This is a genomic window from Actinomadura geliboluensis, assembly GCF_005889745.1.
GTDB lineage: Bacteria > Actinomycetota > Actinomycetes > Streptosporangiales > Streptosporangiaceae > Spirillospora > Spirillospora geliboluensis.
The window spans coordinates 1-8,735 of the sequence record NZ_VCKZ01000382.1 but is presented as its reverse complement, the minus strand read 5'-3'; the positions used below and the strand labels follow the sequence as shown (position 1 = coordinate 8,735).

Genomic DNA, 8,735 nt, shown 5'->3' with positions numbered 1-8,735 from the left:
CCCGTGATCACTGAGAGACCACCCCGCCTCTCCGCGGGCGGCGCGGCGTCCGGCCGCGGAAAGGGAAGAAGCGGCAGGGTCAGCAGCCCCAGGACACCCACGGCGACCACGGCGGTGCCCGCATACTGACCGCCCGCCAGCGAGGCGAGCGCCGCCGCGAGACCGGGCCCCGCGATGCCCGCGAGGTTGTAGCTCGACGCCTCCAACCCATAAGCACGCGAAAGTCGCCCCTCCGGGACGAACCTCGGCAACAGGCTGGTCAGCGCGACCACGATCGGCTCGGTGCACCCGATCACCGCGGCGATCGCGAGCGCCAGCACGAGCGGCGAGCTGCCCGCCGTGGCCAGCAGCAGCCCGGTGGCCACGGCATAGCAGGCCGCGAGAACCACCGCGACCGACCGGGGACGCATCACCCGGTCGAGCGCGCTGCCGATGATCGGCCCGCTCAGCACGTACGGCAGCGTCATCGCGGTCTGCAGGTACCCGGCGGTGGCCGCGTCACCCGTCCGCGCCTCGACCGTCAGCACCAGCGCCGTCGCGACGCCCTCCGCCGACACCCGCAGCAGCGTCGCCGAGGTGAGGTGGAGCGGCAGCGCCGCGGTCCGTCCGAACACGCTCGAATGCTGGCACATGCTTAGACTTCGAAGAGTGACGGCAGCGAAGACAGAGCACCGGGTCACCAGTGAGGTCGGACGGCTGCGGACCGTCCTGCTGCACCGCCCCGGCGCGGAACTGAAACGGCTCACCCCGCGCAACAGCGACAAGCTGCTGTTCGACGCGATCCCGTGGGCGGGTCGCGCCCAGGAGGAGCACGACGCGTTCGCCGAGGCCCTCCGCTCCCGCGGCGTCGAGGTCCTCTACCTGACCGAGCTGCTCCAGGACGCGCTGGAGTACGAGCCGGCCCGCGACCAGGCGATCGCCGACGCCGTCGTCGACCTGCGCCTCGGCGACCAGCTCCGCCGCATCGTCGAGGAGTACCTCCGCGACCTCGACCCGGAGAACCTCACCCAGACGCTCATCGGCGGCCTCGCCCACGAGGAGCTGAAGTCCGGGCACGGCCTGGTCTACCGGCTCATGGACCGGCTCGACTTTATCATCGACCCCCTGCCCGGCCTGCTGTTCACCCGCGACAACAGCACCTGGATCGGCGACCGCGTGGCGGTGACGAGCCTCGCCATGGAGGCCCGGCGCCGCGAGTCGGCCCTGACCGGCCTCGTCTACGCCCACCACCCGCGCTTCGCCGACGTGGAGCCGGTGTACGCGCCGTCCCTCGAACACGTCGAGGGCGGGGACGTCCTCCTGCTGTCCCCGGGCGTGATCGCGGTCGGCACCGGCGAGCGGACGACCCCCGCCGGCGTCGAGCGCCTGGCCCGCCAGGTCTTCGCCGCGAACCTGGCGCACACCGTCCTGGCGGTCCCGATCGCCCAGGAGCGCGCCACCATGCACCTCGACACCGTCTGCACGATGGTCGACGTCGACACCGTCGTCATGTACCCGCCGGTGGCGCACTCGCTGACGGCCCACACGGTCACCGTCGCCAGTGGCGACCTGCGCGTCTCGGAACCGCGCCCCTTCCTGGAGGCCGCCGCCGAGGCGATGAAGCTCGACCGCCTCAAGGTGATCGACACCGGCCTGGACCCGGTCACCGCCGAACGCGAGCAGTGGGACGACGGCAACAACACCCTCGCCGTGGCCCCCCGCCTCTGCGTCGCCTACGAGCGCAACATCGAGACGAACGCCCAGCTGGAGGCGTCGGGCATCGAAGTGATCCGCATCAGCGGCAGCGAACTGGGCACCGGCCGAGGCGGCCCCCGCTGCATGTCCTGCCCCGTCCTCCGCGACGACATCTGACCCGCACGACCACCACCGAAAGAACGGCGCAACCAACGGTCACCGAATGGCGCCCACCACCCGGAACAACAGCCGATCCCGGTCGGCAGCCATTGAGAGCGGCTCTGACGCGGACGGACTCAGCCGCCCATAAACGATCCACGCAACGGATCAGAGAGAACCACGCACCAACCGCCGGGGACGCACCGGCACCAGCCGTGGGACCCCCGGCCAAGCACAGCCCGCAGGGTGACGTCCGTAAGCCCGGCCGGCGACAAGGGCCACGTTGCGATCGCGTCCGAAGGCAGGTTTCGAGCGAAGCAAGAAACCTGATCGCGAAGCGAGCCGCAAGGCGAGCCGGAGCGATGCAGCGATCGCCGTTTTGCTCGTTGAAGGAAGGCGCCCCAGCGCCTGACGCCGAGAGCAAAAAAATATAAACAGCTCGGGCGGTGTCGACGGGGGCACGACAGCGCCCGAGCTTGGGAGGACCATACAAGGTCGGGCGGGGTTCCTTCCAGGCGGGGCCCTCTTATGCCGGATATGCCCCGCTTGGGGCACTTCCATTCCTGCTTCTGTTGCACAGATCTTCGTCGGGCTCGTCCAGCAGGTCTGGAAAGTCGGACAGATCGGGCACTACGGCGTGCATGCCGGCGGGGGCGGAGCGGCCGTTGTCCTCCGTTGACCTGGGAGCACGCAGGACGGCCCAGACCGTGGTGGCGCCCTCTTCGTGGCGCACGCCCCAGCCGTCGGACAGGGCCTCCACGATGCCGAGGCCGCGGCCGCCGAGCGAGGAAAGCGTGCCCGGGCCCCGGCGCGGTTCGGTCATCGCGCCGCCGTCGCTGACCTCGAGTTCGAGGACGTCGCCGCGGCGCAGCCAGCACACCCGGACCTGGCCGGACGGGAGCGGGCGGGCGTGGCGGAGGGCGTTGCTGATGAGTTCGCTGACGATGACGCTGGCGTCGTCCACGACGGATTCGTAGACCCCCGAGTCGACCAGCTCCGAGCTGAGGCGCCTTCGGGCGACCGCGACGCTGGACGGTGCGTGTGGCAGCAGTACGACGCTCAGACGCCCTCACCTCCCCCTGGTTCCGCTACTCGGACGAGTCCCGTCGTCGCTCTTCCGGTACGACCGAAATGCCCTGATGGCCAAGACCGGAAACCCGGACCATCCAGGTCATCACCTGCACAACGAGTCACCGGCCGTCCGGTCACGGTGATCACCCCCGGAACGGAATCTCGTCACCAACGGCAACCATCAAAGGATCTATCCAGCCAACGGCGGACTTACTCCTCCCGCACGCGTTTCGTCCATCACACCCTGCGGTCACCGTACTTTCTCGCACCAGCCCAGGTTGCCACCCATCGAGACCGCTGAACGCCCAGGTCACAACGGTCTCACCGGGCCGCACCGCAGGGAGTGTCGTCACGGTGAGTGACCAAACCGGGTCAACGGGCACCGCGCAGCACGAGCCGCATGCACGTTCCCTCGCCCGCACGCGCGCCACCTGCGGGTCCGCGGCCGGGCGCGGTCCGCAGGAGCGCGGGCGGACGGCTTATGGTCCGTTCCATTTCTGGCACTTCACCACTTGGGGTGACGTTGTCCGCATTAGTGTGAGATCCCTCACGTTCAGCCGGATGAGCTGAGATTCTCCCGCCTTGTGCCTCTGTCAGCCGTTTGACGATGTACAGCCCGAGCCCGATGCCGCCGAAGCGGCGGCGGTCCCCGGCGTCCCCCTGGACGAATCGCTCGAAGATCCGCTCATGGTCGCCGGGCGGGATGCCGATCCCCTCGTCCACGACCTTCACCACGATGTCGGCGCCCTCCGGGTAGGCGCGGACGCTGACCGTCCCGCCGTCCGGCGAGTACTTGAACGCGTTCTCCAGCAGCTGCCCGAGCACGATGTCGGTCGCCATCGCGTCCCCGCGGCACGGCGGCAGGTCGGGCGCGATCTCCAGCTCGACGCGGTGCAGCGGCGACAGCGACCGGAACCCGGCGACGACGCCCTCCAGCACCCGGCTCAGGTCGAACGGCTCGATCGTCACGGCCAGCTCGTCGGCCCCGGCCCGGGAGCCGAGCAGCAGGTGCTCGACGAGCCGGGCGAGGGACTGGGCGCGCTCGGCGATGGTGGCGACGGCGGTGCGGCGGTCGGCGTCGGCCAGCTCGTCCCACCGGTTGACCAGGGTGGACGCGAAGCCCTGCACGACCGTGATCGGGGTGCGCAGCTCATGGCTGGTGGTGGCGAGGAACAGGTCCTTGGCCTCTTCGAGGGCCTTCGCCTCGGACACGTCGCGGAAGTCGACGACCAGCTCGCCGGTCTCCTCGATCTCGGCGGCGAGGACGTTCAGCCACGTCCCCGACTCCAGCCGGAACGTGAGCATCTCGCCGAGCGCGGGCATGCCGAACGGCAGCGGGCGGCCGATCGCCTCCTCCGGCGGGACGCCGGTCAGCGCGTGCGCGGCCGGGTTCCACTGCCGGACGACGAGGTCGTGGTCGAGCACGGCGATGCCGTCCGCGCTGGAGTCGATCACCGCGCGCTCGTGCGCCCGCTGCCGGACGACCTCCGCGTACGCGACGGCGTTGCCGACCGCGACGCCGGCGTGCCCGGCGAGCAGCTCCAGCAGCTCCAGCTCGGTGTGCCCGGCCTTGCTGCCGGAGAAGAGCGCGTAGAGCGCGCCGTACGGCCGGTTCTGCAGGTAGGACAGGCCGAGCGCGATCGTGTGCAGGCCGGGCAGCTCGGACCAGATCAGGTCGCCGAGGCGCCGCGCGCCGGTCGCGAGCTTGACGGTCTTGCCGGACCGCAGCAGCTCCCCGACGAGGCTCGACCGCAGCTCGGCGGTGCGGTCGCGCATGTGCTCGGGCAGCCCGGTCATGCTGACCAGCCGCAGCCGCTCGCCCTCGATCCGGACGAACCCGCCCGCGTCGGCGCCGGTCAGCTCGATCAGCGCGGTGGTGATCCGGTCGAGGACGACGTTCAGGTCCAGTTCGGCGTTGAGGTCGGCGACGATGTCGTTCAGCCGCCGGACGAGCCGGGCCCGCTCGGTCATGTGGTGCTGGACGATCTCGTCCTCCTCGACCGGGTGGTACACCCCCACCCAGCCGAGCAGCGTGCCGCCCGGGTCCTGCAGCAGGCTCGTGTCGATGCGCACGTCGATGAGGCGGCCGTCGCGGTGGAAGCGGCGGGTGGCGATCGAGATCTGCCCGCTGTCGCCCGGCCCGGCGGGCCGGGTGAGCAGCCGCTCCTGGACGGCGTTGTGCTCGGCCTTCAGCTCGTGCGGGACGATCGGCGGGACGCGCCCGATCATCTCCGCGGCGCTCCAGCCGAACATGCGCTCGGCCGCCGGGTTCCACACCGTGACCCGGTGCCGCTGGTCCACCGCCACGATCGCGTCGGCGGCGCTCTCGATGACGGCCCGCGCGATCGGATCGTGGACGTGCTCGTACACGTCTGTCATCGTGCCACCGGACTCCGGCGCGGCGCCGGGTAACTTGCATCGAAAATTGCCACGGGAACCTTACCTTCTGGTAAGGCTACCGCCTGGTAAGCATCCCGATGAGGAGCGCGGCCGCGCCCGCGACCAGGAACGACAGCAGCGAGGCGCTCATCCAGCTCTGCGGCGTGAAGTGCACCGCCTCCTGGACGTCCCGCCAGAAGCCCGCCCAGTGCTCGACCGTGCCCGGGTTGATCAGCTGGTAGACCGCGAACCCGACGGCCCAGGCCGCGATCATCCCCCAGCGGGACGGCGCCCGCCGCGACACGTCCCACCCGTCCAGCTCGGCCTCCTTGCCGCCCGTGGCCCGGCGGCGGCGGCCGAGGAAGAAGTCGGCGGCGAGGACGCCCAGCATCGGCACGAACACCGACCCGATCAGCGTGAGGAAGCCCGCGTAGTCGCCGATGTCCAGGACGAGCGCGAGGACGGTGATGCCGGCGCCGAGCGCGACGCTCAGCACCCGGCGGTCGGCGCGCGGGAACAGGTTCTGGATCGACACCGCGGTGGAGTAGGTGTCGGCGAACGACTGGTCCGCCTCCCGCAGCACGAAGATCGCGAAGAAGACCACGCCGAGCGTGGCGCCGAGGAACGGGTCGAAGATCCTGGTGCTGTCGCCCGCGACCAGCGCGAGCGCCAGCAGGCCGAGGACGTAGGCGATGATCTGCGTGACCGAGTAGCCGACGGACGCCGCGCCGAACGCCGCCCGCTCCGACCGCGAGTGCCGGGTGTAGTCGGCGGCGACCGGCACCCAGGAGATCGACACCGCGAGCGCGGCGTCCGCGCCGATCCAGAAACCGCCCCACGAGCCCTCCGACAGGTCGGGCAGCGGCTGCCGGACGAGCTCCACGTAGAAGTAGACCAGCGCGATCCCCACCGCGACGGTGACGTACCGGCGCAGCAGCCGCACCGAGCCGAGCGGCCACACCGTCAGCACGGTCGTGATCACGCCGGCGGCGACGACGTAGCCCCAGCGCGGCACGCCGTCCCACAGCTCGCGGGCCGCGTCCGCGATGACGATCAGCTCGAACGTCCCCCAGCCGATGAGCTGCGCGATGTTCAGGACCGTCGGCGCGTACGACAGCCGGGCGCCGAACAGGCCGCGCAGCAGCACCATCGCGGGCTGCCCGGTGCGGGCGCCGGGGACGGCGGCGAGGCCGAGCATCAGCCCGCCGAGCGCCGTCCCGACGGCCATCGCGACGATGCCCGCCATGATGGAGATGGTCGGCCTGCCGTCGGCGTCCGGCGCGAGGACGGTGTAGGCGCCGGAGAAGGCCAGGAGGCTGACGCCGAGGTTGGCCCAGAAGGCGCTCTGGTCCCAGAACCCGAGGACCCTGGGGGCGGGCTCGTCGAGGGTGAAGGGGGCCTCGTTGGCGGGCGGCTCGCCCTGAGGGCGCCGTTCGACGTCGGACGTCACGGGACACGCTCCCTACGCCGGCATTACCCGGACAGGTTCATGCGGTCGGCGGCGCCCTGCTGGCCGCCCTCTCAGCCCGGCTTGTGGCCCGAGCTCCCGCGGTTATCGGTCAGACCTGATCGTACAACCGCCCGTCGCGCCCCAGAAGGGGGCATACGGTACGGATCACGCCACGAACGGCGGCCGGCCGCCGGCGCCCTCCATGGGCCGCCCGGCCTCCGCCCAGCTCTGCATCCCGCCGTCGACGTTCTTCGCCAGCCAGCCCGCCTGGTTGAGCGCCACCGTCACCTGCGCCGACCGCACCCCGGACCGGCAGATCACGAACACCTCCCGGTCGCGCGGGACCTCCCCGGCCCGGTCGCCCAGCTGCCGCATCGGGATGTGGACCGCCTCGGGCGCGTGCCCGGCGTCCCACTCGTCCTGCTCCCGGACGTCCAGCAGGTAGCCGTCCTGCGGGACGTCGGCGGCGCCGACCGCCGGTACGTCTTCCCCGAAATTCATCACACCCCCCATGGAACCGCGCGAACCGGCCCCGCGTCGAATCACGCATGCGGTATCGGACGCTCCTGTTCGCCGCGCCCGGCGTGGCCATGCTCCTGACCCTGGCCGCCTGCGGTGACGAACAGGCCAACGGAAATCCCGCCGCGGAGCCTTCGGGCACCACGTCCGTGCAGCCCTCCGGCACCCCGGCGGACACGCTCACCATCACCGTCAGGGCCTCCGCGGAGGCCCCCGCCAAGACCTGGACGCTGACCTGCGATCCTCCAGGCGGTACCCATCCGAAGGCCGCCGACGCGTGCGCGGCCCTGACCAAGGCCAAGGAACCCTTCAAGCCCGTCCCCAAGGACCAGATGTGCACCAAGATCTACGGCGGCCCTGAGATCGCCACGGTCAAGGGCACCTGGCAGGACAAGCCGATCGACACGAAGTTCACCCGTGCCGACGGCTGCCAGCTCCACCGGTGGACGGAGGTGGCCCCCGTCTTCGGCAACGTCCCGAAGGTCCGCTGAACCAGCCATCCCCGTTCCGGCTAGGTTCCCCACCCCAGGCCCCGGCCCGACCGCCGGGGCCTGACCACTTCAGGGGTTCCCGGACCGGTCAGTTCTTGGGGGCCTGCAGGCTCCACAGGCGCCCGTCGGGGTCCCGGACGGTCATCTCCCGGGTCCCGTAGTGGGTGTCCTCGAACGGGGTGACCACCTCGACGCCCGGTTCGGCGGCGAACCGGTCCGCGTCCGGCACCCTCAGCGCGATCTGCACGCCCGGCTCGCGGTCCTCGGGGACCTCCACGACGACGACGTAGGCCCCGTCGCCGTTGCGGAACACGCCGGAGCCGTCGCCGGCGGACACGTCGAGCTCGAACCCCAGCGCCTGGAAGAAGCCCGCGGTCCTCCCCCAGTTGCGGGTCTCCAGGAAGACCGCCTCGATCCCTTCGGTCGCCATGTCAGGACTCCTTTCCGGAAGAGCGCCGCTCCCGGCCGCCGGCGTCGTCGAGGTAGAGGCGCAGCGCCTCGGCGACCAGGGCCGACAACGACATGCCCGTCTCGATCGCGTGGTGCTTGACCTGCCTGATCAGCCCGATCGGCAGGTACACGTTGAACTGCTTGACGTCCTCGTCGCCCATGGCGGGCGATGCTAGCATCCTAGCCTGCTAGCAAGCTAAGGCGTACGGACGTCCCGGTCCGCGACCGGGGGCCGGCGGCCGGGCGTCCGGGTGAAGGAGGCCGGTATGACGAGGGGCGACCTGCGAGGAGCGGTCAAGGGCCGGGTGTGGCGGCGGGGCGATGACGGCTTCGACGCGGCGCGCAGGGCCTGGAACCTGACGGTCGAGCAGCCGGTGGCGGCCGTGGTGGAGGCCGCGGACGCCGAGGACGTGGCGGCGCTGGTCCGCTACGCGCGGCGGTCGGGCCTGACGGTGACCGCCCAGGCCGGCGGCCATGACGCCTCGGGTGACGTGGAGGGCGTGATCCTGCTGCGCACCGGCCGGCTGGACGGGGTGCGGGTG

The 8,735-nt window shown here is 71.3% G+C and carries 10 protein-coding genes and 1 riboswitch; of the genes, 3 read left to right on the top strand and 7 right to left on the bottom strand.

What is annotated here, in order from left to right; translation table 11 throughout:
- A partial coding sequence (locus ETD96_RS35590; protein WP_171069386.1) for an MFS transporter occupies nt 1-614 on the bottom strand: 614 nt, incomplete at its 3' end.
- Nucleotides 615-648: 34 nt separating this feature from the next.
- Between ETD96_RS35590 and ETD96_RS35585 the strand changes: the two genes are divergently transcribed.
- Complete coding sequence (locus tag ETD96_RS35585) at nt 649-1,851, top strand: arginine deiminase (RefSeq protein ID WP_240808468.1); 1,203 nt, start codon at nt 649-651, stop codon at nt 1,849-1,851.
- Nucleotides 1,852-2,359: 508 nt separating this feature from the next.
- On the opposite strand, the gene ETD96_RS35580 is transcribed toward ETD96_RS35585, so the two are convergent.
- The 4 genes from ETD96_RS35580 to ETD96_RS35565 form a co-directional block, all read right to left on the bottom strand.
- The gene (locus ETD96_RS35580) at nt 2,360-2,881 is read right to left on the bottom strand and encodes an ATP-binding protein (protein ID WP_274704670.1); all 522 of its coding nucleotides are present in this window, start codon (nt 2,879-2,881) and stop codon (nt 2,360-2,362) included.
- A 395-nt stretch (nt 2,882-3,276) separates the two neighbouring features.
- Entirely contained in the window at nt 3,277-5,283 is a 2,007-nt protein-coding gene (locus ETD96_RS35575; protein WP_138640865.1) for a sensor histidine kinase, read from the bottom strand.
- 76 nt (nt 5,284-5,359) lie between these two features.
- Complete coding sequence (locus tag ETD96_RS35570; protein WP_138640864.1) at nt 5,360-6,733, bottom strand: purine-cytosine permease family protein; 1,374 nt, start codon at nt 6,731-6,733, stop codon at nt 5,360-5,362.
- Nucleotides 6,726-6,843, bottom strand: a riboswitch (TPP riboswitch). It overlaps the preceding gene by 8 nt.
- Before the next feature lie 55 nt (nt 6,844-6,898).
- Nucleotides 6,899-7,234, bottom strand: a complete 336-nt coding sequence (locus ETD96_RS35565; RefSeq protein ID WP_138640863.1) for a rhodanese-like domain-containing protein — start codon at nt 7,232-7,234, stop codon at nt 6,899-6,901.
- Nucleotides 7,235-7,281: 47 nt separating this feature from the next.
- Between ETD96_RS35565 and ETD96_RS35560 the strand changes: the two genes are divergently transcribed.
- Nucleotides 7,282-7,743: an SSI family serine proteinase inhibitor gene (locus ETD96_RS35560; RefSeq protein WP_138640862.1), complete on the top strand. Its 462-nt coding sequence runs from the start codon at nt 7,282-7,284 to the stop codon at nt 7,741-7,743.
- Nucleotides 7,744-7,831: 88 nt separating this feature from the next.
- Here the strand turns inward: ETD96_RS35560 and ETD96_RS35555 are convergent, their stop codons facing one another.
- Nucleotides 7,832-8,173 (bottom strand): VOC family protein, encoded by a 342-nt coding sequence (locus tag ETD96_RS35555; RefSeq protein WP_138640861.1) that lies wholly within the window; start codon nt 8,171-8,173, stop codon nt 7,832-7,834.
- A 1-nt stretch (nt 8,174) separates the two neighbouring features.
- Nucleotides 8,175-8,354, bottom strand: coding sequence for a ribbon-helix-helix protein, CopG family (locus ETD96_RS35550; protein ID WP_138640860.1), 180 nt, complete (start codon nt 8,352-8,354; stop codon nt 8,175-8,177).
- A 105-nt stretch (nt 8,355-8,459) separates the two neighbouring features.
- On the opposite strand from ETD96_RS35550, the gene ETD96_RS35545 reads away from it, so the two are divergent.
- Nucleotides 8,460-8,735 (top strand): FAD-binding protein (locus ETD96_RS35545; RefSeq protein WP_138640859.1); only part of this gene is annotated, 276 nt, incomplete at its 3' end.

What these genes read in the sequence shown, in the direction of transcription:
- ETD96_RS35575 (WP_138640865.1), bottom strand. Translation starts at nt 5,283, where the DNA reads ATGACAGACGTGTACGAGCACGTCCACGATCCGATCGCGCGGGCCGTC.
- ETD96_RS35565 (WP_138640863.1), bottom strand. Translation starts at nt 7,234, where the DNA reads ATGAATTTCGGGGAAGACGTACCGGCGGTCGGCGCCGCCGACGTCCCG.
- ETD96_RS35560 (WP_138640862.1), top strand. Translation starts at nt 7,282, where the DNA reads ATGCGGTATCGGACGCTCCTGTTCGCCGCGCCCGGCGTGGCCATGCTC.
- ETD96_RS35555 (WP_138640861.1), bottom strand. Translation starts at nt 8,173, where the DNA reads ATGGCGACCGAAGGGATCGAGGCGGTCTTCCTGGAGACCCGCAACTGG.
- ETD96_RS35550 (WP_138640860.1), bottom strand. Translation starts at nt 8,354, where the DNA reads ATGGGCGACGAGGACGTCAAGCAGTTCAACGTGTACCTGCCGATCGGG.